Below are 25,580 nucleotides of genomic sequence, written 5' to 3' on the forward strand. Positions count from 1 at the left end.
AATCCTCTTGGCGATCTCCATAGGCCCCGCGGGAACAGGTTTCAGCAACGGCATCGTCGCGCTGCTCACCCCGCTCATCAAGACGCTTTCCGACGACCTCCCGGCTCTCAACCACCTTCTGCCAGAGATATCCCCTGCCACGCAATCACTTGTCTGGAGCATCCGGCTGCCCCGTGTCCTCCTTGCTGGACTGGTCGGTGCCTCGCTCGCTGTCGCAGGTGCAACCATGCAGGCAGTTTTTCGCAATCCGCTGGCCGAACCCGGTGTTACCGGTGTCTCCTCCGGTGCAGCAGTGGTAGCCGTCATTCTCATCGTCACTGGCGTGGCCGCGAAAGCACCGTGGGTTCTTTCGGCTGGCGCATTCATAGGCGCGTTGCTGGCTGTCATATTTGTCCAAATCGTCGCCGGTCTCAATGGCGGCAGTGGAGCAACCCTGTTGCTCGTCGGTATTGCACTCAACGCGTTCCTCGGCGCAGTCATCTCCGCCACCATCGCGAACGCGCCACACAGCGATGACGCTCAACAGGCCATGTTCTGGCTCAACGGCGATTTAACTGCTTCGAATTGGCAGGACATTGCACTGGCAGTCGGCCCCATTACCGTCGGCACGGTTATCTTGATGATGCTCATTCCCGAACTCAACCTGTTCCTCCTCGGCGAAGAACAGGCCGCTGCCACTGGTATGCGCACAGTGTGGATCCGGCAACTGCTGCTCGCCCTGGCTGCGTTAGTCACGGCAGCGGGCGTCGCTGTCACTGGCGTTATTTCCTTTGTCGGATTGGTCGTCCCGCACCTGATTCGCCTTGCCATCGGCCCCGATCACCGCAGCCTGCTGCCCATTTCTATGTGCCTCGGCGCAGTGTTTCTCATTCTCGCCGACCTCGTCGCCCGCAGTCTCTTTTCCCCAGTTGCTCTGCAAACTGGCACAGTCACCGCGTTCCTTGGCGCACCGGCGCTACTCGCGTTGATTCTTCGGCAAGGTGGCCGCCAGTCATGAGTCAGCAGACACAAAACCTCAGCGACCACGTCACTAAGCCAGACGCCGATAGCACCGCGCTGCTGCGGGCTACCGACCTCAGTGTCGGTTACCGCAATCGGACCGTCGTAAGTGGCGTGAACCTCGCTATTCGACCTGGCGAGGTCCACGGCATCATCGGTTCCAATGGCACCGGAAAATCCTCCTTGCTCCGTGCTATGGCGGGCATTGTGACACCGAGTTCGGGGCAGGTTGAGCTCCTCGGTGCGCCGCTGACGAAGCTTCGTGCCCACGAACGCGCCACCCGGTTGGCGTACCTGCCGCAGCACACACCGGCCGATGCCGCTATTGACGTTCGAACTGTCGTGGCACTCGGCAGGTACGCGCACCACCGTCGGCGTGACCGTTTCCGCAGTTCACTGAACTCCACGGACCACGACATCGTCGCCTATGCCCTCGACCGCGTTGGTGTCACCGCACTCGCCGACCGTCCCATCACGGCTCTGTCCGGCGGGCAGCGGCAATTGGTGTTCATCGCAAAGCTATTGGCACAACAGGCCAAGGTCATGCTTTTCGACGAACCCACTGCGGCCTTGGACATCGGGTTTCAGCTGGAAATCCTCGAGCTCCTCGGCGAGCTTGCCGACGAGGGCCACGGTATCGGAGTCGTCCTTCATGACCTCAACCTCGCGGCCCGCAGCTGCCACCGGCTCAGTGTGATTCACAACGGCGGATTGGAAGTCACTGGTTCCGCCGAAGAAGTGCTGACGCCTCCCCGAATAGATGCGATTTATCGCATCTCCAGCGCTGTCGATACCGATCCACATACCGGTTCGGTGCGAGTGACGGCGTTGGCTCGGGCTCGCCCGGCTGACTGATTGCGGCTGGCTGTTTCAGACTATCTGATTCAGACTGTCTGATTCAGACTGTCTGCTTCCAGCTAGCACCAACGCAACCGAAAATTCCCCAACAATCAAAACTCAACACTCAAGGAAGTACTTTCGTGTTTTCACCAACTTCTCCTATCTCGGCCTTGAAGCGAAACTCTAAAAAGACCTTCGCTCTGCCGTTGATTGCAGCACTCCCCCTCGCAGCGGTGGTCGCTTGTTCCACTTCGGAGGAGACGGCGCAGCAGCCGTCGTCAAGCGAAACTTCGACAAACCAGCAGGCGCAGTGGCCGCGTACTGTGCCCGTCGGCGACCACGACGTTACGGTGCAGAGCCAGCCGAAGCGCATCGTTGCACTGTCGACCGAGGTTGCGGATCTGGCGTTGGAACTGGTTGGGCCGGAGCGTGTCGTAGCCGTGACGAAGAATGCGCTCGATGAGAGCTCGGGTAATCAGGTTGAGCTGGCGCGTCAGGTGCCTAACGCGATTGCCAACTCCACGAAGCCGGATCCGGAGCAGATTCTGTCCTATGAGCCGGGCATGGTGTTGATGACCAGCCGCCATGATCAGGAGCAGTCGGCAAGTGAGCTGCTGGGTGCCAGCGATGTCCCGACCGCGGCGTTTGCCAGCAGTGATTTCGCCTCGCCGAAGGCGCTGGCGGAGTCGGTGACCAAGCTCGGCAAGTTGCTCGGAGCCGAAGACAAGGCGGCCGAGATGGTTGCCAAGATTGAATCGGAAACCGAAGAGATTCTCTCGGAAATTGATTCCACAACTAAGCCAAAGACGCTGGTCCTGTTTGCCCGCGGTGGTCAGAAGATGATTATGGGCATGCAGTCGGCGACGACGAATCTCGTTGAGCTGGCCGGTGGCGAGCCGATTTCGCCAAAGGGCAAGCGCCCGGGTGCCGTTCCCGCTGATCCGGAAACAATTGTGCAGCTCAATCCGGATGTCATTTTGATCCAGGATTTCCACGGCCAGGGCAAGGCTCCATTCCAGGAATTGCTGGATAATCCGGCGCTTGCCGACGTCGCTGCGGTCAAGAATGATCGAGTGCAACTAATTGATGCGAAGACGACCTCTGGCACCGCCGGAATGCACATGCCCGATGGACTGCGTGAGATCGCTGACGCACTGGCTAAATAGAAAATAGGTTTTCACGTCGCTATGTGGATTCATGAAGCACTGACTTCCCCACCCCGCCGAATGCACTGGGTTTTGTTATCCAGCTGGGGGCGCAGCTTTTTCTTCGCTCTCAGCGCCGTGTCTCTTGGATACACGCTCGATGCTCTAAGCAGTTTGTACGGCGGTGTCGCAGACACCAGTGGCGGCAACTGGTTTGGGCAGTGGGGACTTCATGAATCCCTGTCCGCTGCAATTGTGGCGGTCATTCTGGGAAGCCTCTGTGCTTATGTCACCGAGGCATTGCCACCACGGCTTGCTGGCGAGCAGGAAAAGCTGTGGCGCTCACATGTGGTTGGCAGTGTGCTGAAGCCGGAGTTTTCCGCTCCTGAACAAGCCCCGAAGCACGCGCATGGAAGAGGGCACGGTGGCGGGAAATCCGGTCACTCACACCGAAGCGCGTCCAACACTGGCGAAGGCCTACTCTTCGATGCCGCGACCACAAGCGTCGAACAGACCGCGAACTACCGAGCGACATTTCTCGCTCCCACGTTGGCCTCGTTTAGTGCTCCACTGATCATTTTGGCGGTCTGGGCTTTGTGGGTGGATACGAAAACCGCCTTGTGGCTGGCACTATTTTTCATTTCCACGCCGCTGATCATTATTGGTGCGGGAAAGATTCTGCGGAAATCCAATGCGACGTATCGCCGAAAGCAAGCGAAGGCCACGCATGCCTACTTGGAGATGCTCGAAGGGCTGGGAACATTCAAAGTTCTTGGAGCAATTGATCGAGTCATGGCACGTTTTGCCAGCCAAACTCGCACTGCGATGTCTGAGCTCACTGCCCTGCTCGCCCGCAATCAGCTGATGATTATTGTCAACGACGCGGTTTTTGGTATTGCAATGTCGACGACCGCAATCGGTCTTGTCTTGCTGCGTTTGCAGGCAGATGCAATCAGCGTTGGCACAGCTCTCGCAGGCGTTTTCCTATCCGTTCTGCTCTACGAGCCCGTCAATCGCGTCGGCCGCACTTTCTACATCGGACTCGGCGGGCGCACGCATCGAAACGGAATAGTGGAGGTATTCGGTGAGCCTGCCGCTAAAGCGTTCACAACCGGAACAGCGCATTCCGCCAAAGCCTCCGCACCGCACGCACCGGAGATTTCCCTCCGCGATGTGAGCGTTGACATCGGCGAAAAGCGCATTCTCTCCGATATCAACCTGACAATTCCAGCCGGCAGCAGAGTCGGCATCGTTGGCCCCAGCGGTTCCGGAAAGAGCACACTCCTGCGTGTACTCGCAGGCCTACAGCCGCATTCCGGGGAAGTCTGCCTTGACAGCCACGCGCTTTCGACCCCGGAGTTGCTCGCCAACTCGCTGCTCATCTCCCAGCAACCAGCCATCTTCGGCACCACCGTCGCGGACAATCTTCGCATCGCATGCTCGGACGCAACGGCCGTCGATATGCGAAAAGCACTTCGCGACGTGCACTTACTCACCGAAATCGAGCAGCGCCCTGGTGGTCTCGATTCGGAGGTCGGCGATCAGGGCAATTGGCTCTCAGGCGGGCAACGACGCCGCCTGGCCATTGCGCGTGGTCTGCTCGGCGCCGCTCCGATTGTGCTTCTCGACGAGCCGACAGCGGACATCGATCGTCGGACGGAAGGTCTCATCAAGGAGTCCTTGACCCGCCTTGCTGAAGGACGAACGAGCATCATGGTCGCTCACCGCATGGAAGCGCTATCGGACGTTGATCTGGTCATTGTCGTCGCCGAAGGCCGGGTCGTGGCTGCGGGCAAACCCGACCAACTGAGCACAAGCAATGAGTATTACGCACGAGCGCTGACCGAGGAGAGCTGACATGAACAACATCATCTGGTTGCTGCGCTTTTCCGCACAGGCTCGCGGAGCGCTCAGTGCATCTATCCTCGCACGCGTGGCTGGGCACATTCTGGGTGCATTGATGCTGGCTGTGCCCGCCTGGGCAATTGCCACAATTGCGCTGTCGAAGTGGGACGCAACCGACTCGTCGCAAAGCTTGAGCATGCAGTGGACGTGGGCGGTCATTGGCGTGGTTGCAGGGCTGGCGCTGTTGAAAGCGATTCTGCGGTATGTCGAGCAGTACCTCGGGCATTTGGCGGCATTTCGGCTGCTCGGCGAGCTGCGGCTGTGGATCGTCGAGCGTCTTATCCCGCAGGCGCCCGCGGTAACCGATGGGCTGGGTACTGCCAGGATTCACACAATTGCGATTCGTGATGTTGACCGAGTGGAAGTCTTCTTCGCGCACACAATTGCGCCCGCGGTGACGGCCGTACTGATTCCGCTGATGGCGGTCGTGACAGCGGCATCGACTGCCGGAGCCCTGCCTGCGATTGCTCTGACGCTGACCTTCGCGGTTGGCTTTGTGATTGCGCTCGCAGGCTCTAAGAAGGCGACGACGGAGGCTTCCGCAACGAACTCCACACGCACGGACATTGCGCAGTACATTGCCGATACGCTGCGCCTTCGGGAGGAAATCCTCATCTACGGCGCAGCCGAGCAGCGGCTGCGGGGATTGCGTGAGCTCGATGAACAGCTTGCTCAGAAAATGCGTGCAGGCGGCAAGCGGGCTGGACTGCGCTCTGGCGCGACCGGACTTCGGATTTGGGGTGGCAGCATTGCCGTCTTTTGTGCTGGTATCCCGGCGCTTTCAGCCGACTACCGTATGCTCCCTGCTGTTTTGGTGACGACGTCCCTGGTGGCGGGAACTGCTTCATCAATGGATTCGATCGAGCGCCTGGCATCTTCTCTGCCAGCGGGACTCAATGCAGTCACTCGGATCAGGGAGCTGGCCGCGCAGCCGCCGACTGTGGAAGAGCCGAAGCAGCCGGAGTCGCTGGACCTGCACCACGCGCAGACCGCGAGGGCCAACTCCGGCGACTCAGTCCCTGCCCTCGAACTGAGCGATGTCAGCTACCGCTACCCTGGCGCCGATAACCCTGCACTGACCAAGATCAATCTGCGCATTGCCTCAGGCCAGTTCATCGGTGTGGTCGGCCCAACTGGTTCGGGCAAGTCCACACTCTCCCGGCTAATCCAGCGGCATGTCGATCCGGATGTCGGCGAGGTCATCATCAATGGCCACAATGCCCGTGACCTCGGCTCAACCAATGTCTGCCGAACGGTTGTTGTCGCAGATCAGAATCCCTTTCTCATGGAGGCCACCATCGCTGAGAATCTATGTCTCGGCGCGCCTGATGGCTGCGAGGTTCCCGAATCACTGATGCACTGGGCGCTCGAACTCGCCGCCATCAACCCTGCTGAGATGCCGCTGGACAGGCCCATTGGCCGCCGCGCGCAGCGGCTCAGCGGTGGTCAGCGTCAACGTCTGGCGCTGGCCCGCACCTACTTACGCGCGGTACTAGCCGACGGCTCCGTGCCCCATGCACCCACCGCACACCTCGCCGGAAAGATTGTCATTTTCGACGAAGCTACCAGCCACCAGGATCCGCTGACGCAGGCTCGTATCGTGGACAATGCCCGCGCATGTGGCGCGACCTGCATCTTCATCGCACACCGACTTCAGACACTGGCCGAGGCCGATGACATCCTGGTCATCGAAAACGGCCAGCTCATCGAACGTGGCACGTATGACAACCTCTTGAGCGCCGACGGTGCCTTTGCTCGACTGGCGCGCGCCGAGGTCTAGGCTCCTTCTAGCTCTCCGCGCAGGTCTTCCGCAGCACCACCACGGTGTCGACAACGTTCTTGCCATCGATTTGCTTGACGACGTCACGCTGCGCCACCACCGCTTCGAGACTCTGCGGCTCGTGCGCAAAGAAATCAGTGACCTCATCCGCGCTGTAGAGCAGCTCGGGGTCTCCCGGGCCGTGGACTTCGTTGTCCGGATGGTGTGAGACTGAGACAAAGTAGCCACCCGGAGTGAGAGCCTCAGCGACGGCTCGCCAGAGGTTCTCCCTGTCCCTGCGCGGCAGGTGAATAAATGCGGCGACTACCAGCTCAAAGCTTCCTGCTTCCGGCTGCCAGTCTGTTAAGTCTTGCTGGACCAGGTTCGCAGAGAGCCCTTCAGCTGCCAACGCGGCTCCAGTGTGTTCGAGCCCGACGCTGGAGAAATCCATGCCGGTGACATCCCAGCCCTGGCTGGCTAACCACACCGTGTGACGGCCACGGCCACAGCCTAGGTCGAGCGCACGTGAGGGGTCGGAGAAACCTTTCCGGATTACCTCAACATGCTGCGCGATTGTCGGATTCGGTTCGCCGCCAAAGAAAGAGGGCGAACCGTCACTTGCGGCCTCGCGATCTGCGGTGAATTTCCCATCCCAGAACTCTGCTGTCGACATGCTCACCAGGATAGACGGCACCGAGAGGCAATGCTGGACTACATGAGGTTCTGCGGAGGTTTGAAGTTCTACGGGGAGAGAATCTCCACCGGCAAACTGGCATCCTAGTGATCCTCGACGAGCTCGCGGAGCCGCGCGAAGATGGCCGCGCCGTCGTGGCGAATACCGTCATGCTGGAATGCATTGGTCACATGTGGCCGCAGGTCCCGGTAGCAGTTGGCTGTCTCCATGGAGTACTCGAACGGCACGAAAATATCGTCGAGGTAAACCGCGGCTGCCGAGGTTGGGGCGTCGGCAAGCAAGCGTGCGGAATCATACGGCGAGCTTTCCCAGGTGTGCTGCGCAAATGCTTCCGCCTTTTCCTTGAAAGGAACGAGCGCGGGGTCCTCGTCGAATTGCCAGGGGAAAACGTGCTCACCGGTGAGGTAGAACGGCTCGTCTCCTGCAGGATTGGCCTTTTCTTCAAAACCTGGGATTTCCTCGCGAATACGGTGAGCTGCCCAATTAGTTGTGGGCTGGTTTCCGACGCCACCATAAATGGATTCGTGAATCGCGGCGTATAGCGGACCGTCGGCGAAACTCACGCGGGATCCTACATCGGCCAGAAAATCGGTGCGCAATTGCTTTTCGCCATTGCGAATGTGGAATGGCTCTTCCAACAAATACGCCAGATTGTGGAATCCATCTCCGCGGCCTAATTCAATTCCGATGGTGCGGAATCGGCGAGAACTCAGTCGCTCACCGGTGGGGAGAGTTTCTGCAGATTGCTCGAGGTGCGCGCAGATTTCTCGAATTCGGTTTTCGACCCACGGATACTCGCGATAAAAACGCTCGTGACGGGTGCGCAGCTTCGCATACGTCGTGCGATAAAGGTCGTCAGCACCACGGTCCAGAACAGGTAAACCGCCTGTGAGATAAGCGTGCTCCACGGATTCCGGATAGCAGCTGAGATACGAAGTAATACAAAACCCGCCAAAAGACTGGCCATACAGCGACCATTTGGCAATGCCCAAATGCTTTCGCAATGCCTCCGCGTCTTCGACGATGTATTCCTGACGCAATTGGGCAAGCCGCTCGGCCGGAACATCTGCAATATTGGCCGCATCAATTCGATGCGAGCGCCCAGTGCCGCGCTGATCCAGCAGGATGACGCGGAATTCCTTCAGCGCCTCACCGATTACTCCGCTGGCACCTACCGGACGCGGTGCCGGAAATCCCGGGCCGCCCTGCAAATAGACAATTGCCGGCGCATCCTCATTTCCTGGCGCATAGATTTCCCTGGCGAAAAGCTCAAATGTCGCGGCATTCGCAGCTTCGGTAAAAGGATCCCAGGGCACCTCAACGGTGTGTTCCTTAATAATGTACCCAAAATGCCTGCTTGCAGTACTCGTCGATGCCATGTCTCTGCCGCTCCTCTAATCCCGCTGCTCGTATTTCTTCATCAGCTTTGCGACGAGTAAATCGGTCGCCTCATCGTCCGCAAGAATTTGATCCAACATCTCCCGGTATTCCCGCTGCCGCAGTGCCGTATCTTCTCCGTAGTCATCATAGGAATCACCGGATAGGTCCACACCGAAATCGGATTCGTCGCTGTCATCCTGCACTGTCTCCTGCTGCGCCGTCGGCATGTGCAGATCCGCTGGGAAGTCCGCATTGAACTCCTCCAGGAATTCCTCCGCGTTGGCCTCGGCGTCGGAACGCGACACTCCCCTATCAACCTCAGCCTGAATGCGACGCTGCAGCGCTTTTTCCATCTGTCGGTGACGCCAGCTGCGGAGGCGTGCGGGCTCGAAACGTCGACCAACCTCGCGGCTCTTGCCCTCTGCTCGACGTGCGAGGACCGCAATCTGCGCCGCGGTGTCGTTCAGTGGCGCCCACTCCGAGTGTGCCGACACTCGCCAATTACCCCAGTACCCCAGCAGCGAAAGCAGGATGCTGACGATAGGACCAATGACCATGGACACGGCCATAAACCCCAAATGGTGGCCTCCGATGACAATGACCGCGCAAGCCACGGCCGGGATGACCGTGGGCTGGTTGCCGCCGAAAACAGCGGGTACTCGCCCGGTCACAATGTCGCGGATCATGGAACCACCAGTGGCGGTGAAAACGCCCATCATGATGCACGGCAGAATGGGCAGACCATACGTGACGCCTTTGACCGTTCCCGTAGCTGCCCAGAGTCCCGAGACCACAGCGTCACCGTGGACCTGAACGTATTCCCAGGTCTTTCCTTTGAAATAGAAAAATCGCGCAATGAGCGCACCAGTAAACGCCAGGATTAGGTACTCCGGCTGGCTCATTGCGGCGACGGTGCCCTGGTTAATCAGAACATCGCGAATCATGCCGCCCCCCAGTGCGGAGAACAGCGCAATAAAGAAGAACCCGATGATGTCGTAGCCTCGTTGCCGGGCGATGGTGCCACCGATGATGCCCATGAGCAGGACACCACTGACATCGGACCACCGGTACATCGACTCGATGAGCGGATCTACTTCTGCGACGTTCATGATGTTCAAGCTTAGACGCTGCTATTTTTCAAGCATCAACGAAAGGTCGGGATACCCATGCAAAACGCTGACACCTTTGCTTCAGCACGCCCCAGCAGCAGGCTCATGCGCGGCATCGCAACTGCTTCCCGCGCACACGATGGGCACTACCGAAAGGGCTCTGGCCTTCCCTATATCAGCCATCCGATGTCAGTGATGTTGATTGCGGCGAGCGTGACTAACGACGAAGACGTGCTGTTGGCAGCCCTCTTCCACGACATTTTGGAAGACGTGCCGGAAAACTACTCACGTGCCGAGATGGAAGATGAGTTCGGGCCTCGCGTGGTTGAGATCGTCGAGGGCGTCACCAAAGACTCTTCCCTGCCCTCGTGGCAGGAGCGTGCCGATGCCTACCTGGAGCAGCTTTCTCATGGCAGCGAGGAGTCCCTCATCGTGGCCGCTGCGGATAAGTTCCACAATCTCAGCCAGACTCTGGAGGATTTAGACCGCGATGGTCACGCTCTGTGGGACCGCTTTCGGTCTACTCCGAGCCAGCAACTGTGGTGGTACACAAGCGTCCGCAACGTGATTGCCGAACGACTGCCCGACATGCCTTTGCTAGCGGACCTGAGCGTTCTTATTGAGCGCCTCGATTCCTGGGTACAAGAGGCGTAACCTGCGAGTCAACAATTAAACCGACAATTAATCCAGGAATACACGACAGGAGAATAATAGTGACTTCGGTTAATGCTTCGTCCACAGCCGAACTGCCCACCACCACTCAGCAATGGGTTTTAGCGTCTCGTCCGTCCGGCCTGCCAACTGACGAGAATTTCCGCCTCGAGACCGTCGATTTGCCTGAGCTTAACGACGGCGACATTTTGGTAGCCAACTCGGTCGCTACCGTTGATCCCTATATGCGCGGCCGCATGAACGACACCAAGTCGTACATCCCACCATTCCAGCTCGACCAGCCAATGACTGGCGGTGCTGTAGGCACCGTCCTTGCGTCCAAGTCGGATAAGTTCCAGGTTGGCGACGCTGTCCGCCACTCTTACGGCTGGCAGACCAACGCTGTTATTGCCGATTCCGAAGCAACTCCGGTTGACCTCAACGTTGCTCCAGCTGCTGCCTACCTGGGCATCCTTGGTCTTACTGGCCTTACTGCTTACGTTGGTCTGAGTGCCGTCGGAGAGATGAAGGAAGGCGACGTCGTCTTTATCTCTGGCGCTGCTGGCGCAGTTGGCTCGGCTGCTGGTCAGTTCGCCAAGCAGATGGGCGCTTCCCGCGTCATTGGCTCCGCCGGCTCGGACGAGAAGGTTAAGCGCCTGCTCGAACTCGGCTTTGATGCCGCTTTTAACTACAACGACGGCCCGGTTGCAGAGCAGCTAGCAAAGGCGGCACCAGAGGGCATTGACTTCTACTTCGACAACGTTGGTGGAGACCACCTGGAGGCAGCCATCGGCGCGATGCGCACCTTTGGCCGTGTCGCTATGTGTGGCGCAATCTCCCAGTACAACAACACCGGAGCTCCGACCGGACCACGCAACCTAGCTCTGGCCATTGGCAAGTGCATTACGTTGCGCGGCTTCGTATTGGGCAAGTACCTGCACCTGGCAGGTGAATTCCAGGAGCGAATGGCTCCGCTGGTCGTCAGCGGTAAGGTCGCTTACGATGTCACCACTCGCCACGGTATCGAGAACATGCCAGCTGCATTCCTCGAGCTGTTTAGCGGAGGCAACACCGGCAAGATGGTCGTAGAGTTCTAACGAACTAAAGAACTGCCCTGCGCGGAGCCGAGACTTCCTTCAGCCTGCTGGACATAGCGACACCAACCAGTCCCATCAGCGCCAGGAAGATTAGAGCCGCCGCAGGGCCGAAGCTAGCGATAACACCCGACAGCGCACCGACGATGAGCAGGACAACACCCATGATGGTGTTGGCCGCTCCGACGTACTCGGTGCGCTTGTCGCCTTCTGCCATGTCAACAACATAGGTCGAACGAGCCACACGAACACCGGCGTGAACGACGGACATTGCGAAGAAACCGAGTGGGAAAATCCAGGCATTGGCGCTGGTGGAAAGCCAGTGCGCACTTGCGACCAGCAGGAAAAGCACGATCGAGCCGACGAGCGAAGAGTAGGTCAGGACCTTCTTTGAGGATTTATCCGACCAGATTCCGGCGACTTTTCCACCAATCAGAGAAGCGAAACCCGCAGCGAGCATGAAGATGCCGACGTTTGCGTTCACTCCCCCGCCGCTACCGTCTGAAGCTTCCAGTTCAGCACCCACCTGCGCACTCAAGGTCACGATGAACGACGTAGATAGTGCTGTGACCAGCAACAAGCTACGGACAATCACGAAGTCACGGAAGTTCTTATCCTCCGCAAATAGCCGCCAGGTGTCCTGCCACCAGGTTTTATTCGGCTCTTCCTTGTCATCTTCATTGGTGGGCTCGACAATTCCGCGGAAAATCACAACCGCAACCACCCACGACAGTGCCGCAACAAAAATGAGGCCCGCTACGATTGGTTTGGTGACGTTATCGCGGATGATCCACAACACCGCACCAACAATAATTGCGGCGACACCGCCCAACATCGCAGCTCGGCCGCTGATCTGCCCGCGCTGCCCCTTCGGAATCGTGCGTCCTTGAACATCCTTGGAGGCCATCGAGCACAGTGCTCGGGCCGTCGCAAAGCCTGCAAGTGCGAGGATTACAGCAACACCGAGCGCGGTACCTTCCAGGAACAACGCCGCCAGACCAATCAGCGCTGCAGCGACCGCTTGCCCCAACGCCCCGGCAATCCAGACGGTCGTGCGGCGCGGGCGAGATTTCACCCACGGTGTCAGCGCAGCCTGCGGCAGCATAGAGCCGGACTCACGCACTGGCACAAGCATGGCGATGAAGAAGCCCGGCGCGCCAGCCGAATGCAGCAACCATGGCAACAACGTCTTTGCCGCGACGATTTGATCGCCAATATTCTGCAGGCCGTGCGCCCAAACATAGCGCTTGGCGTTGGTGCTGGCGTGTTTTTGCACCGACTCTGGGTTGTCCCCTACAGGTTTGTCAGCTACCGAGCTATCCGTCATACCTTTCACGCTACCTGTCCGCAGCAACGGCGCTGACGCACGCGACTGTCTGCTCAGGCCAGTCGAAGCACGAAACGCGCTTGCCCCTTCTGCCATTACACTCGCGGGAAGAGCATCTAACATCTTCAACGAAAGTAGAAATATGCCCGCTGACCTTTATCGACGTCTCTCCAACCTCGATGGCAAGAGCTACGGCGCATACAAATCTCTTCGTGGCTCCCACGACCTGCCGGATCTGGACGCGACGCTGTTTGTCGACAAGGTCCAATCCGACCCTTACGCTCCAGCATCACGGGCACGCGTCCACATTCCGCTGTCAGTGCTGGACTATCGCGGAGCCTCCCGCTCACAACCCGGCAGGTTCAGCACGGCAGAGCTCGATTTGTTGAACCGCAGCCTCGTGCGAGCTTTTAAGAAGTATGGCCGCGGGCTGTTTATCGATTCTCCGGGGCAGCAGGTCTTGCGCCGAACAGCTGTCGCTGAGCTCCGTGGGGATGCGCACGACGTCGATAAGCATGATGATGCCCTCCAGATCTGCCTGGAAATCCAGCTGCCCGCCCGCGGCCGGCGCATTCTCGGGCGTGAGGCGGCGCGCTTGATCTGTGAGGATTTGTTGGACGCGCTTGACGACGCCATTGTAAACGCACCCATCGATGCGCTCGAGGCAGCCGCGGAATTGGAGTATGACCAGCTCTTTTTGCGCCGTGCGGTAGCGGACGCGGACCTGATTGGGTTTGTGACAGACGGGTCGGTGTTGCCCCGTCAGGCGGGCAATAGCCAGCTGCCGAAGCCCGGCGCGACTGCGTTTACCTCGCCGGAATCGTTGCAGCACAGTTTTCAGTTGCCGTCGGGTAAAATGGTGCACGGCATGGGCATTCCGCGGGGCGTGACGTTGATTGTCGGCGGTGGCTACCACGGCAAGTCCACGCTACTGTCCTCCCTGGTCACTGGCGTGTATGACCATGTCGCTGGCGACGGCCGCGAGTTTGTGGTCGCTGACGAGACTGCGGTTGCGCTGCGTGCCGAGGACGGCCGGGCCATCACTGGTGTGGATATCTCGCCGTTTATCAACGGTCTTCCCTCCGGTGATGACACGACCCGGTTTTCCACGGCGAACGCGTCGGGGTCGACCTCCCAAGCTGCGGGTCTGATGGAGGCGCTGGGTTCCGGTGCGCGCGTGTTGCTCATCGATGAGGACACCTCCGCAACTAACTTCATGATTCGTGATGAGCGCATGCGCCGACTCATCCCCGATGACCGGGAGCCGATTACTCCACTGGTCGCACGGGTCCGCGAGCTCTGGGAGGACCACGGGATCTCCACGGTCATCGTCGCTGGTGGTTCTGGTGCGTTCATCGATGTCGCGGACACCGTGATTGCTATGGATGCGTACACGCCTTACGACGTCACCGAGCGCGCCCGTGAGCTCCGAGAATCTGCCACTCCGGCTGCACCTTCGCCAGCTTTTGCGCAGATCGGTGAGCGTTTTCTGCAGGCTGACTTCCCTGCCGGTGAGAGCCGTGGTGGACATGGTGGTCGTGGTGGTCATGGGCATGGCAGTCGCGGTGGGCGCGGTGGTCGTGGCAGTCGCGGCGGGCGCGGTAGCGGCGCGAAACCGCCTAAGCCACCGCGTGCTCGTTGCCTCGAACTGATTCAGGTGGGCAAGGACAATCTTGACCTGCGCGCTGTCGGCCAATTGATGGATTCCTCCCAAACAGAAGCCATTGCCCGGATTCTGGGCGCCGTTGTAAAGCAGCTCGATGGACGTACTGACCTCACCGAGCTAATTCAGCGTGAGTACTACAACTTTTGTCATTCGCTCTTCGACGCGGCAGCTGCGTCTACCAATTCTGGTCATCTGGCGGAGCCTCGTTTCCAGGAGGTTGTGGCGGCAATCAACAGGCTTCGGCTCTTGCGGTCGGGCCCCGCAGATTGACAGTCGCGGGAACGGCACACCTACGGCTGCCGCAACTAACTTCTTCGACGGATTTCGGCGTCGGGTCTTGACCTTGACGCGACGTCAAACAGAAAGATGATTCCCGTGAGCAACAACGACAACGAGTACACCATCGGCGAGACGGCCGAACTGCTGGGTGTTACCACGCGCACGCTGCGACATTGGGATGCCATCGGGCTACTCAGCCCGCAGTATCGCACGTGGTCCGACTATCGCCTCTATACCGATGCGGACATCGACACCGCGCTGGAGATCCTGGTCTATCGCGCCGCTGGTGTGCCGTTGAAGACTATCGAGGAGTTCATTCACGGCGATTCCTCCCCGAGAGGTCGGAAAGATCGGTTGCTCGCACAGCGAACTGTTCTCACAGAGAAAATCGCTGACCTGCACCACATGGTGCAGTCTCTGGACAAACTGATCGAGGAAGGACACACGATGGAAGCAAAGACGAAGGCAAAGCTCTTGGGCCGCGATTGGCAGAATCTAGAAGCCGAAGCTGAGGAACGCTGGGGCGACACTACCGAGTGGGAGCAGTCCCAGCAGGCTCAGGAAGAGATGGACGACAGCGACTGGGCTGCTCTTGAGGCAGAGGCTAAGGATTTTGCCGATGCGCTTGCCGACGCCGCCGAGCGCCACGTGGAGCCAGGTTCCACTGAAGCGGCTAAGTTAGTTGACCGTCACTTGGCCTCTATTACCCGCTTCTACGAGGCTGGTCGAGAGAAGCAGATTCTGCTGGCTCGCATGTATATCGCTGATTCCCGATTCGATAGGTATTACCGTGGCAATGCTGGCTATTTGCTGGAATTGATCGAAGCTCAGGCCCGTAAGGAAGGTATTGACCCGGCTACTGCCGAGTGGCGGTAGTTGACAGCGAGCACTGTTGTAGCCCCGGAACTCTCGGCCAATGGCTGCTGGTATGAACTCCCCAGCACCATTCGCTGACAATTGTTTATTGATAGTCTTCACCTGTAATATTTATGTCAGACCTGTTCTTGACATTCATATTTTTGATGATGTCTTCCCCCATGGCACCGTTAAATCCCTGATTTGGGAAGGAATTAATCATGAAGTTCACCCGATCCGTCGCCGCTGTCACCATTGGCGCCGCTACTGTGTTTGGCGCTGTTGCTGCCTCTCCTGCTATCGCACAGGCGATCAGCTGCCCCTTTGCTCCGGTGCACAAGTATGAGGCACACCGTTTCTCCGGTTCTTCAACTTCGGCAGATGCTTTCAAGGTTTGGTTTAACGGTGGTGTCTACATTGAGCCAATCGTCGAAACGCTGGATTTGGTTGATCTTCAGGTTAACGAGACCCAGGTTGCTTACGCCGGCGACATCATCTACAAGGATGAGAACGGTAACTTCTGGGTGAAGTAACTCAGTACGACTAAACACTCAGGGCAACGGCACCTACGGCCTTGCCCTGAGCGTTTTTCATTTTCTGCCGCGCGTTAGCTTTTTCTGGAGTGTTCCACCATGGAAATCATCATCGTCGATTCTGAGGCTGAAGTCGCGAACATCGCTTCGGACTACCTCGCGTACTACGCCAACAAAGGTGGAAACCTCGGTGTAGCAACAGGATCGACCCCGCTTGCGACGTATCGCGAATTGATTCGTCGCCATCGGGCTGGTGAAGTCACCTTCAAGGACTGCAGCTTCTTCGCACTCGACGAGTATGTGGGCCTGCCCATCGAGCATGAGCAGAGCTACTACCACGTGATTCACAATGAGTTTTCCGATCACGTGGATGTCGACCCGGCGCGTGTCCATATTCCCGATGGTCTCGCAGATGACATCGGCGCAGCCTGCGAGGACTACGAACGCAAGATTATCGAGGCCGGTGGCATCGACATTCAGTTGCTCGGCATCGGCACCAATGGGCATGTCGGGTTTAACGAGCCCTCCAGCTCTTTTAGTTCTCTGACCCGCATTAAGACGCTGCACCCGCAGACCGTGCTGGATAACGCCCGGTTCTTCGACTCCGCGGACGACGTGCCGTACCACGTGGTCACCCAGGGGCTTGGCACTATTTCACGTGCGGGCCATCTCCTGTTACTGGCCACCGGCACCGCAAAGGCGCACGCTATTGCCGCCTCCATCGAAGGCCCACTGAGCGTTTCTATGCCCGCGTCCGTATTGCAATTGCACCCGCGGGCCACGGTTGTAATTGACCAGGCCGCAGCAAGTGAGCTGAAGAACAAGGAATACTACGAGTTCACTTATGCTCATAAGCCGCAGTGGCAGAAGGATATGTGGAAGTAGGCCTCAGCCTCCCTCCCCGCCCTGACTATTCCTCTACCTCATCGCGCCACGCACACGACTAGTCTGCACTAGTCGTCGTCATCATCCATCTCTAGCTCGGGGTCTTCGGCACGCGCCTGCTCGTAAACTTCCTTCGCTGCCGTGAGATTAATGACGCCGATGACAAGTCCCACGACGATGTCCGGCCATGCGCTGAACCAGAAAATGGTGACCACTCCGGCGGCGAGAATGAGCAGGTTCGCCAGGACGTCGTTACGCGCCGCCAACCACGCGCCACGCATGAGCGCACTGTCAGCCTTGCGCAGATTCATCAGCAAAATCGCGCAGACTAGGTTGATAACCATCGCAATAATTGCCGTTACCGACAGCGTTAGTGGCTCTGGCGGCTCACCGCTAATCATCTTCCAGATGGCGGTGCCGAACGCTGCAATCGCCGGGATCAGAATCAGCCCGGCAAGGCCGATACTCGCTTTACGACGGCTCGCCAGCGACCAACCCAATGCGGTGAGAACTAGCAGGTTGATGACGTAAACACGGGGGACATCGTAACGCTCGGCGCGAGTACCATCGAATCCTATGACGCACCCGCAGAAGTTCCACTCAGAAATGAAGGTTCCCGGCGGCAAATTGGTTGTTGCCGATTGTGAGACCACCGGTGACACGATTTCGTCGATAAGCATTTCGGGCGATTTTTTCCTCGAGCCCGATGAAGCCTACGACATTATTAATGACGCTCTGCTCGGTGCACCTGCGGGAGACCATACGGAGCGTTTACAGGTTCGCCTCGATGCGGCGCTGAAGGATTTTGAGGATCAGTCTGGTCGCGAGGTGCGACTGCACGGTTTTGATACCCACATCATTGCGCAGGTCGTTCGACGTGCACTGACACAGGCTGTCGACTTCACTGATTTGGAGTGGGAGGTTTTGCAGCCGGGAGTCCTGCCGACGGTGATGAATGTTGCTCTCGACGAACTCCTCCTTGACCAAGTCAATTCCGGACAGCGCGGACCAACTCTGCGCTTCTGGGATTGGGATGATCGTGCCACCGTCATCGGTTCCTACCAGTCCTATGTTAATGAACTCGAACCCGAGGGCGTAGAGAAGCACGATGTGCAAGTGGTGCGTCGTCTCTCCGGCGGTGGCGCGATGTTCATGGAGGGTGGCAACTGCGTCACCTACTCGATCTATGTTCCGGAGAAGCTGGTCGCCGGCCTCAGCTACGTCGAATCCTATGAGTTCCTCGACCGCTGGGTCATCGCCGCGCTCGCGCAGCTCGGCGTCAATGCGTGGTGCGTCCCCATCAATGACATCACCTCCGATGGCGGCAAGATTGGTGGTGCCGCACAGAAGCGCCGTGGTTCGACAGTGCTTCACCACGTCACCATGAGTTATGACATCGATGCCGACAAAATGATGGAGGTTCTGCGCATTGGCAAGGCCAAGATTGCCGATAAGGGCCTGCGCAGCGCGAAGAAGCGCGTCGATCCGCTCCGCCGTCAGACTGGCGCCAGCCGCGCGGAAGTCATTGACACGATGAAGCAGACATTCATCAACCGCTACGGTGCCACCGAGGCATCGCTTTCCGACGAGGACTTCGCTGCGGCGCAGCATCTTATTGACACCAAATACGGCACGGAGGGCTGGACTCACCGAGTCCCCTAACGTCGCACTGCTTACTTGTATACGACAGCTGGTCGGGAAAAGAAGTTAACTAAAAGAGACAAGTAAACAAAGGAGAGTCGACGTGAGCGGCGAGCGTGCAATTGGGTCCTATCCTGCGAATATGCACCAAAACCTGGTGAAGGGTTCGGCGCGCGCCGTAACAACACCGCCGTGGTGGTCTCCCCGATATCGAAGGCACCGGAATTGTGATTCACGGGCGCCCACTACAGAGCTTGAACGGTGTCGGCGAATTCACCGAGACACTGGCCACAACGCCGCTACAGCCCCCGCGAGAGGTTCCAGCGCAGAACCGCAGGCCGGTCATGGTAGCGACCAAGCACTGACAGGGACGCAGTATTCAATGGGAAGGACTGGCCAAGTTCAATGGGCAGTTCCAACCAGGCCGTAGTGAGCGCACGCAGCGAGTGACCGTGGGCGAATAGAATCGCCTTGTCTTCACCCGATTCACGAACCCTTTTGACTACACGTTCAACGCGCTTGCGGACTTCTTCCGCGGTTTCGCCATTGGGCACACCGTGAGTCCAAATCTGCCAGTCGGGAACAGTCTTCTGCACTTCCTTCGAGGTAATCCCCTCGTAGTCGCCGTAGAACCATTCCGCGAGATCCTCTTCGACTTCGAAGTCGTGGAATCCTGCCAATCGAGCGGTCTCTTGGGCACGCTGGCGGGGTGATGCCAGCACTAGCCCAAAGTCCTTCGGATCCAGCCAGCCGTTCAGGGCCTCGGCTTCTTCCCGACCGTTGTCAGTCAGAGGAAGATCAGTTACCGATGTGTGCTGTCCAGTGCGCGACCACTCAGTTTCGCCGTGCCGCACGAGATATAAATCAGTCATAGTTCCAGCTTAGGCTTATCTGAAAGTGCGGTTAGCCGCGGCAGCCCTGCTAGCCCATCACGGGGTCACGGATCCGGCTACGAACGCTGCTTAAGTGTTTCCACTGCGCGGTCGGCAAGCTCCTCGCCAGCACCGTCATAAAGGTAGACGGCCATGTCGGCACCAACGTTGAGAAGCTGATCCTTAAACCTCTGCACCTTAGTGGTGGTAGCAACCACGGCTTCGGTGTCCTGCTTACGGATGTTCTGAATCATCGCGTAGGTCTCAGCGTGCTCAGACAGCGCCAACACGTACAGCGCTGGTTTCTTCTCCAACTCGATGTGGTGCCACAGCTCTGGGTCTGTCACATCACCCGAGATAACCTGGTAGCCCTGCTCACGCAGCTCTTCGATGCGATCCTCATCGAAGTCAACGCCGAAGACGTTCATGCCGTACTCATTAACCAACCTGCCGTAGACACCGACGCCGACGCGCCCCATACCCATGATGAGGGCATCAGCGTTATCAATAATGACCGTTGCCTCTTCTGGGACCAGGCGGTCCTCTGGGGTTTCTGGGACGAACTTCTGCAGGAAGCTGACCAGCTTGTCCTCATGCGGGACCATCAGCGAGCTGGCAATGAAGCTACCCGCCACGGCGACCGCCATGATCGAGGTCCACTCATCGGGCAGAATGTCCTGTTGCGTCGCCGCAGCCATGACAATGAGACCGAACTCCGAGTAGTTACTCAGCGTCAGGCCCGCCAACGCGCTAGTGCGCAGGGACAGTCCGGTGCGCTTGAGGATCCCGATGAAGATAGTGACCTTGAACACCAGGAACAGGACCATAATCGCGGCGATAACGTAGCCGCCAGCACTTGGCAGACCACCGAGGCCAATTTGGATAAAGAACGCGACCAGCAGCAGCTCGCGGATACTAATCAGAGCTTCCGACAGACGGTCAGAAATTGGGTGCGAGGACAGCAGAATACCGGCAACCAAGGAGCCCAGCGAGCCGGACAGCCCTGCCAGCTCGAAAGCCGAGTACGCGGCCACTGCGATGCCGATACCGGTGAGAACCAGCAGCTCAGTGCGGAACATGCGGTTGGGAAGACGCGCCGCCAGCGGACGGATGAAGAACAACAGTGGTAGAGCCAGCGCCCACAGCTCCGGGGTCTTACCCGACGATGCCACCAGCACACCAACCGCAATGATGTCCTGCAGAATGAGCACACCAATCGCGATGCGTCCGATGGCCGAAGCACCGCGGTTCTGCTCCTCCAAGTGGCTCATCACGAACACCGTCGACGAGAAGGAAGTCGCGATGCCGATGTAAATCAACGCAGTCACCGACAGCCCCGTGAGTTCACGCAGCGGCAAGAAACTGGCGATACCAAACAGCACGGCAAAAACCACCGTGTTTAAAAATGCGTGACCCAACCCTGAAAAGACCACTCGCGGCGCCACGATATCCTTGGGATTCAGCTTCAGACCGATTGTGAAGAGCAAGGTGGTAACACCGAGCTCGGCCAGCGAATCAATAAACGGGATTTCCTCAAGTCCCATTGCATGAACGGCAAAACCGGCCCCAAGGAAACCAATCAGCGGCGGCAGCCGAAGCAACGAAGCACCGAGCCCGCCGATAATCGAAAACAGTATTGCTGTTAGGTATACGGATTCCACCCATCAAAGATAACGTCTGACACAACTGATAAATGCAGAGGTTGGCCATTAACCGTTCTTTGCCACCCGACTGGGGCTAGCGTCTTGGGAGCTAGCGTCGGTACGGAACCTCGCCCAATGCAATCGGCTGCGGGTGCTCTGCCACCCACGCGACCGCCGCTGCCGTCAACGCATCAATGCCCGCCTCACCAGCTTTGCGCTGCTTTACGACGGCCATTGCATCCTCGGCAGCCCCAACCGTCTCCAGCCAAAAGTCGGTCATCGCGACAAAGTCTTCGTCCCAGTTGACGTAGCCCATCTCCAGGGCCTCGTACCCGAGCCGGCCCACGATGCGAATAACCTCGCCCTGCACAGTCGCGGCTGCGCCACCACCCGGCACCAGGTAGTTCCAGAGGTATCGGAACTGACCGTTGGTCGACTTGCCTGCGGGGACAATGATGTCGCTGTGGCCATCGTGAGGTGTAATCACGTCCGGACGTTCCGCACCGATGCGCTCGTAGAGGCGATCCATAACTGGCTGGTACTTGTCGCGTTGCTTCTCTGACATGCGGTTGTAGCGGCGACCGAACTTGGTGAACTCTTCGCGCACTTCGTCGTCGATTTCCGAACCAGCGTCCAGAAGCACCTCGATGCTGTCTAGGACTCGACTGAGGGAATCGGTATCGGCAGCAGCAACCGCCTCTTTGAACGCTGTCCGGCCGTGACCGAGGCGGTTCTCGCGGTGAAGGTCAGCACCATTTTCCAACAGCAACGCAATCGCCTTGGGCTGATGGCTCTTCGCTGCCATGAAAAGCGGAGGATACTTACCGGCTTCGATGTCGGCACCGCATTCGAGCAGGATTTTCATCTTGTCGGTATCGCCCCGGCTTGCATGCTCTGCCAGCGCGGTCTTACCGAAGTGGTTCTCAGTGTTGACGTCGATCCCCTGGTCGATTAGCCAGCGCATGAGCTCTGGCGGGGTGCCACGGAGCGCCAGTGCAGTGTCCTTGCTGTAGCCAAAGACTGCGTCGAGAGCGCAAGTGTCATAGACGGCCTTCAGTGCATCCATGTCACCGGCTTCGAGCAGCTCTTCGAAGTTCTCGACCAGTTTCTTCCGCTTCCGTGGCATGCAGTTTCCCCTTTACTTACCGCCCTCGTCGGTGGACAGCGCAGCCACGAATGCCTCCTGCGGCACCGAAACCGAACCGATGTTCTTCATACGCTTCTTACCGGCCTTCTGCTTCTCCAGCAGCTTGCGCTTACGGGAGATGTCACCGCCGTAACACTTAGCAAGGACGTCCTTGCGCAGTGCACGAATGTTCTCGCGGGCAATAATCTTCGAACCGATTGCGGCCTGAACCGGGACCTCGAACTGCTGGCGAGGAATCAGCTCGCGCAGCTTCTTGGTCATCTTGTTGCCGTACCACTGCGCATTGTCGCGGTGGACGATAGCGGAGAAAGCATCGACTGCTTCGCCCTGCAGGAGGATATCCACCTTGACCAGATCCGCAAGCTGCTCGCCGGCATCTTCGTAGTTCAGCGAGGCATAACCCCTGGTACGGGACTTCAGCATGTCGAAGAAGTCGAAGATGATCTCGCCCAGTGGCATCTTGTAGCGCAGCTCCACGCGGTCTTCCGACAGGTAGTCCATACCGCCCATCTCGCCGCGCTTCTGCTGACACAGCTCCATGGTGGGGCCAACGAATTCACTCGGCACAACGATGGTGCACTTGACCATCGGCTCGTAAATTTCGCGGAGCTTGCCCTCCGGCCAGTCACTCGGATTGTGAACAGTGACCTCGGTGCCGTCCTCAATGACAACGCGGTAGACAACGTTCGGAGCCGTCGAAATCAAATCCAGGTCGAACTCGCGCTCGAGGCGGGCACGGGTAATCTCCATGTGCAGCAAGCCCAAGAAGCCACCGCGGAAACCAAACCCGAGGGCAACCGAAGTCTCCGGTTCGAATGTCAACGAAGCGTCGTTAAGCTGGAGCTTTTCCAACGCATCACGCAGGTCGGGATAGTCCTGCTGAGAGATTGGGAACAGACCGGAGTAGACCATCGGCTTGGGCTCTTCGTAACCTTCCAGAGGCTCCTCAGCCGGTGTGGCGTTCAGCGTGACGGTGTCACCGACCTTGGACTGACGGACATCCTTCACACCAGTGATGAGATAACCGACCTCGCCGACGCCAAGGCCCTTACACTTCTTCGGCTGCGGCGAAACAATGCCGATTTCCAGCAGCTCGTGCTTGGTGCCGGTGGACATCATCTGAATGACCTCACGCGGCTTGAGCTGACCATCAACAACACGGATGTAGGTGACCACACCGCGGTAGGTGTCGTAGACGGAGTCAAAGATCAGCGCACGGGCAGGTGCCTCCGGGTCGCCGACCGGTGCCGGGACGAGCTCACAGACTCGGTCGAGCATCTCCTCAACGCCCTCACCGGTCTTACCCGAAACACGCATGACATCCTCCGGCTCACAGCCGATGATGTGCGCGATTTCCTCCGCGTACTTATCCGGATCCGCGGCCGGCAGGTCAATCTTGTTCAGAACCGGGATAATCTCCAGGTCATTTTCCATGGCCAAGTACAGATTGGCCAGCGTCTGCGCTTCGATGCCCTGCGCGGCGTCGACAAGCAGAATCGCGCCTTCACACGCCTCTAGCGCGCGCGAGACCTCGTAGGTGAAGTCGACGTGACCAGGCGTATCAATCAGGTGCAGGACAATCTCTTCCCCCGCGTGCTGACCTGTGCTCGGAACCCACGGCAGGCGCACGTTCTGAGCCTTAATAGTGATGCCGCGTTCGCGCTCAATATCCATATTGTCGAGGTACTGATCGCGCATGTCGCGCGCCTCCACAACACCCGAGAGCTGCAGAATTCGGTCCGCCAGGGTGGACTTACCGTGGTCAATGTGCGCAATAATGCAGAAATTTCGAATCCGTGAGGGGTCCGTAAAAGTCTGCTCCGCAAAATTCTTGGTCACGTTGGGTCTACTCCGAAAAATAAAGACGTTATGGGCATTGGGGCGCGGCGTTGGCCGACCCATATGCGCCGGCCTCGAAAACCGACCAGCCGGGCTTAAATACAATCACGCACAATCTTACCTATCGATTCCCTCCGCACTAAACCTCTAGACTTAGATTCCATGAGCTCCACTTCGTCCACCGATCAAAATGAACGCGAAAGCTGGCCACGCCGCCTGCGCAATCGCATCAGCGCGCGTCTTTTCGCCGGTACCGAGTGGTTCCGCGGCCCCGACACCCTCGATGAGGCGCTGTTTAAGCTCAACACGCAACTTGGGCTCGCTCAGGACACCTCGCTTTCCGACGAGTCCAAGGAGGCCCTACTTCGCCTGCGAGACCCGGTGACCATCGCGCGTCCAACCGCGGAACTGGCCCGCACGATCGTGTACAGCCCCGACATGGATGGTCAAGCCGACCCCGGCGAAGTGGTGTGGATTCCATTGCAACTCGAAGGCGAAGACGCCGCCTTGCGGGAGCGCGCAGTTGTCGTGGTTGGCCGCCATGACCAGTACCTTCTGGGCATGCTGATTTCCACTCGCACCGAGCACAGCGAGCAACCGGAGTGGCTCTTTATCGGCAGTGGGTTCTGGAATGAAGACCCCAAGCCGTCGTGGGTGCGGATGGACCGTATCTTGCTCATTCCGGAATCCGGGATTCGCCGCGCAGGTGCGATGATGCCCCGCAGGCGCTTTGAGCTCATCGCCGCCCGACTGCGCGGGGACTACGGCTGGAATTAGCCGCAGCTGGAATTAGGCAGCGGCTGGTATTAGGCAGCGCTGTTTGCTAAGATTCTGCAAGTTGTTTACCGTTGCGTTCCTTTGCGGCGAGCGCGGGCAGGACCTTGGGTTCGCGTTTTCATCGCCGTATAAGCGCAGTGCATGGTTTTATCCCGCTGGTTAATTAGTTTGAACGGCAGGGATTCGAGCCAAAATTTGTACTGTGATCAGGACTTTTCTTGGTGGCGGGCGGTAGCAATTCCAACTACTACGGATACAAGAGGTATTCACGATGGCAAACATCAAGTCCCAGATCAAGCGCAACAAGACCAACGAGAAGGCTCGCCTGCGTAACCAGGCTATCCGCTCTGCAGTCCGCACCGAGATCCGCAAGTTCCAGGCTGCTGTTGAGGCTGGCGACAAGGCTGCTGCTGAGGCTCAGCTGCGCGTTGCTTCCCGCAAGCTGGACAAGGCTGTCACCAAGGGCGTCTTCCACCGCAACACTGCGGCTAACAAGAAGTCCGGTATGGCTAAGGCTTTCAACAAGCTGGAGGGCTAATT

Annotated in this window: 23 protein-coding genes; 14 read left to right on the top strand and 9 right to left on the bottom strand. The window is 58.4% G+C overall.

Annotated features, from left to right (window positions below):
• Window positions 1-7 precede the first annotated feature (7 nt).
• From HMPREF2849_RS07900 to HMPREF2849_RS07920, 5 genes are all read left to right on the top strand, one after another.
• A complete protein-coding gene (locus HMPREF2849_RS07900) occupies window positions 8-997 on the top strand; it encodes a FecCD family ABC transporter permease (protein ID WP_231367182.1) in 990 nt (329 codons plus the stop codon).
• Window positions 994-1,854, top strand: a complete 861-nt coding sequence (locus tag HMPREF2849_RS07905; RefSeq protein WP_016422346.1) for an ABC transporter ATP-binding protein — start codon at window positions 994-996, stop codon at window positions 1,852-1,854. The genes HMPREF2849_RS07900 and HMPREF2849_RS07905 overlap by 4 nt, the downstream gene beginning before the upstream one ends.
• Before the next feature lie 125 nt (window positions 1,855-1,979).
• Window positions 1,980-3,005 carry an ABC transporter substrate-binding protein gene (locus HMPREF2849_RS07910; protein WP_070862847.1) on the top strand — a complete coding sequence of 342 codons (1,026 nt, stop codon included), beginning with the start codon at window positions 1,980-1,982 and terminating at the stop codon, window positions 3,003-3,005.
• Between the two features lie 117 nt (window positions 3,006-3,122).
• A complete protein-coding gene (locus HMPREF2849_RS07915; RefSeq protein WP_246822137.1) occupies window positions 3,123-4,841 on the top strand; it encodes an ATP-binding cassette domain-containing protein in 1,719 nt (572 codons plus the stop codon).
• Window position 4,842: 1 nt separating this feature from the next.
• The gene (locus tag HMPREF2849_RS07920) at window positions 4,843-6,669 is read left to right on the top strand and encodes an amino acid ABC transporter ATP-binding/permease protein (RefSeq protein ID WP_070862849.1); all 1,827 of its coding nucleotides are present in this window, start codon (window positions 4,843-4,845) and stop codon (window positions 6,667-6,669) included.
• 7 nt (window positions 6,670-6,676) lie between these two features.
• Here HMPREF2849_RS07920 and HMPREF2849_RS07925 read toward each other — a convergent pair whose 3' ends face one another.
• The 3 genes from HMPREF2849_RS07925 to HMPREF2849_RS07935 all read right to left on the bottom strand — a co-directional run bounded on the left by HMPREF2849_RS07925 (window position 6,677) and on the right by HMPREF2849_RS07935 (window position 9,831).
• On the bottom strand, window positions 6,677-7,321 hold the full coding sequence (locus tag HMPREF2849_RS07925; RefSeq protein ID WP_069359606.1) for a class I SAM-dependent methyltransferase: 645 nt from the start codon (window positions 7,319-7,321) through the stop codon (window positions 6,677-6,679).
• A 104-nt stretch (window positions 7,322-7,425) separates the two neighbouring features.
• Window positions 7,426-8,721, bottom strand: coding sequence for an alpha/beta fold hydrolase (locus HMPREF2849_RS07930; protein WP_069359607.1), 1,296 nt, complete (start codon window positions 8,719-8,721; stop codon window positions 7,426-7,428).
• Window positions 8,722-8,736: 15 nt separating this feature from the next.
• Complete coding sequence (locus tag HMPREF2849_RS07935) at window positions 8,737-9,831, bottom strand: trimeric intracellular cation channel family protein (protein ID WP_016422340.1); 1,095 nt, start codon at window positions 9,829-9,831, stop codon at window positions 8,737-8,739.
• Window positions 9,832-9,888: 57 nt separating this feature from the next.
• On the opposite strand from HMPREF2849_RS07935, the gene HMPREF2849_RS07940 reads away from it, so the two are divergent.
• Both HMPREF2849_RS07940 and HMPREF2849_RS07945 read left to right on the top strand, forming a co-directional pair.
• Complete coding sequence (locus HMPREF2849_RS07940) at window positions 9,889-10,485, top strand: HD domain-containing protein (RefSeq protein ID WP_016422339.1); 597 nt, start codon at window positions 9,889-9,891, stop codon at window positions 10,483-10,485.
• Between the two features lie 59 nt (window positions 10,486-10,544).
• Window positions 10,545-11,579, top strand: a complete 1,035-nt coding sequence (locus tag HMPREF2849_RS07945) for an NADP-dependent oxidoreductase (protein WP_187400067.1) — start codon at window positions 10,545-10,547, stop codon at window positions 11,577-11,579.
• A gap of 4 nt (window positions 11,580-11,583) precedes the next feature.
• Here HMPREF2849_RS07945 and HMPREF2849_RS07950 read toward each other — a convergent pair whose 3' ends face one another.
• A complete protein-coding gene (locus HMPREF2849_RS07950; protein ID WP_246822138.1) occupies window positions 11,584-12,903 on the bottom strand; it encodes an MFS transporter in 1,320 nt (439 codons plus the stop codon).
• Between the two features lie 142 nt (window positions 12,904-13,045).
• Here HMPREF2849_RS07950 and HMPREF2849_RS07955 point away from each other — a divergent pair, with 142 nt between their 5' ends.
• From HMPREF2849_RS07955 to nagB, 4 genes are all read left to right on the top strand, one after another.
• The gene (locus HMPREF2849_RS07955) at window positions 13,046-14,839 is read left to right on the top strand and encodes an ABC-ATPase domain-containing protein (protein WP_016422335.1); all 1,794 of its coding nucleotides are present in this window, start codon (window positions 13,046-13,048) and stop codon (window positions 14,837-14,839) included.
• Between the two features lie 96 nt (window positions 14,840-14,935).
• Window positions 14,936-15,724, top strand: coding sequence for a MerR family transcriptional regulator (locus HMPREF2849_RS07960; RefSeq protein WP_070862851.1), 789 nt, complete (start codon window positions 14,936-14,938; stop codon window positions 15,722-15,724).
• A gap of 200 nt (window positions 15,725-15,924) precedes the next feature.
• Complete coding sequence (locus HMPREF2849_RS07965) at window positions 15,925-16,236, top strand: hypothetical protein (RefSeq protein ID WP_048734989.1); 312 nt, start codon at window positions 15,925-15,927, stop codon at window positions 16,234-16,236.
• Window positions 16,237-16,335: 99 nt separating this feature from the next.
• Window positions 16,336-17,121: a glucosamine-6-phosphate deaminase gene (nagB, locus tag HMPREF2849_RS07970; RefSeq protein WP_048734993.1), complete on the top strand. Its 786-nt coding sequence runs from the start codon at window positions 16,336-16,338 to the stop codon at window positions 17,119-17,121.
• Between the two features lie 68 nt (window positions 17,122-17,189).
• On the opposite strand, the gene HMPREF2849_RS07975 is transcribed toward nagB, so the two are convergent.
• Window positions 17,190-17,747 carry a cation efflux transmembrane domain-containing protein gene (locus HMPREF2849_RS07975; protein ID WP_246822140.1) on the bottom strand — a complete coding sequence of 186 codons (558 nt, stop codon included), beginning with the start codon at window positions 17,745-17,747 and terminating at the stop codon, window positions 17,190-17,192.
• On the opposite strand from HMPREF2849_RS07975, the gene HMPREF2849_RS07980 reads away from it, so the two are divergent.
• Entirely contained in the window at window positions 17,698-18,783 is a 1,086-nt protein-coding gene (locus HMPREF2849_RS07980; RefSeq protein ID WP_049193604.1) for a lipoate--protein ligase family protein, read from the top strand. The two genes, HMPREF2849_RS07975 and HMPREF2849_RS07980, sit on opposite strands and share 50 nt — an antisense overlap.
• 278 nt (window positions 18,784-19,061) lie before the next feature.
• Here the strand turns inward: HMPREF2849_RS07980 and HMPREF2849_RS07985 are convergent, their stop codons facing one another.
• The 4 genes from HMPREF2849_RS07985 to lepA all read right to left on the bottom strand — a co-directional run bounded on the left by HMPREF2849_RS07985 (window position 19,062) and on the right by lepA (window position 24,263).
• On the bottom strand, window positions 19,062-19,634 hold the full coding sequence (locus HMPREF2849_RS07985; RefSeq protein WP_049172631.1) for a histidine phosphatase family protein: 573 nt from the start codon (window positions 19,632-19,634) through the stop codon (window positions 19,062-19,064).
• Between the two features lie 77 nt (window positions 19,635-19,711).
• Window positions 19,712-21,295, bottom strand: a complete 1,584-nt coding sequence (locus HMPREF2849_RS07990) for a cation:proton antiporter family protein (RefSeq protein ID WP_070862852.1) — start codon at window positions 21,293-21,295, stop codon at window positions 19,712-19,714.
• A gap of 91 nt (window positions 21,296-21,386) precedes the next feature.
• Entirely contained in the window at window positions 21,387-22,403 is a 1,017-nt protein-coding gene (locus HMPREF2849_RS07995; RefSeq protein WP_070862853.1) for an ankyrin repeat domain-containing protein, read from the bottom strand.
• Between the two features lie 12 nt (window positions 22,404-22,415).
• The gene (lepA, locus tag HMPREF2849_RS08000; RefSeq protein ID WP_070546426.1) at window positions 22,416-24,263 is read right to left on the bottom strand and encodes a translation elongation factor 4; all 1,848 of its coding nucleotides are present in this window, start codon (window positions 24,261-24,263) and stop codon (window positions 22,416-22,418) included.
• A 162-nt stretch (window positions 24,264-24,425) separates the two neighbouring features.
• Here lepA and HMPREF2849_RS08005 point away from each other — a divergent pair, with 162 nt between their 5' ends.
• Both HMPREF2849_RS08005 and rpsT read left to right on the top strand, forming a co-directional pair.
• Window positions 24,426-25,040 (top strand): type II toxin-antitoxin system PemK/MazF family toxin, encoded by a 615-nt coding sequence (locus HMPREF2849_RS08005; RefSeq protein WP_070546425.1) that lies wholly within the window; start codon window positions 24,426-24,428, stop codon window positions 25,038-25,040.
• Between the two features lie 271 nt (window positions 25,041-25,311).
• Window positions 25,312-25,578: a 30S ribosomal protein S20 gene (gene rpsT, locus HMPREF2849_RS08010; RefSeq protein ID WP_016422323.1), complete on the top strand. Its 267-nt coding sequence runs from the start codon at window positions 25,312-25,314 to the stop codon at window positions 25,576-25,578.
• The last annotated feature ends 2 nt before the right edge of the window (window positions 25,579-25,580 follow it).

Origin of the sequence: Corynebacterium sp. HMSC073B01 (genome assembly GCF_001838255.1) — a bacterium.
GTDB lineage: Bacteria > Actinomycetota > Actinomycetes > Mycobacteriales > Mycobacteriaceae > Corynebacterium > Corynebacterium jeikeium_D.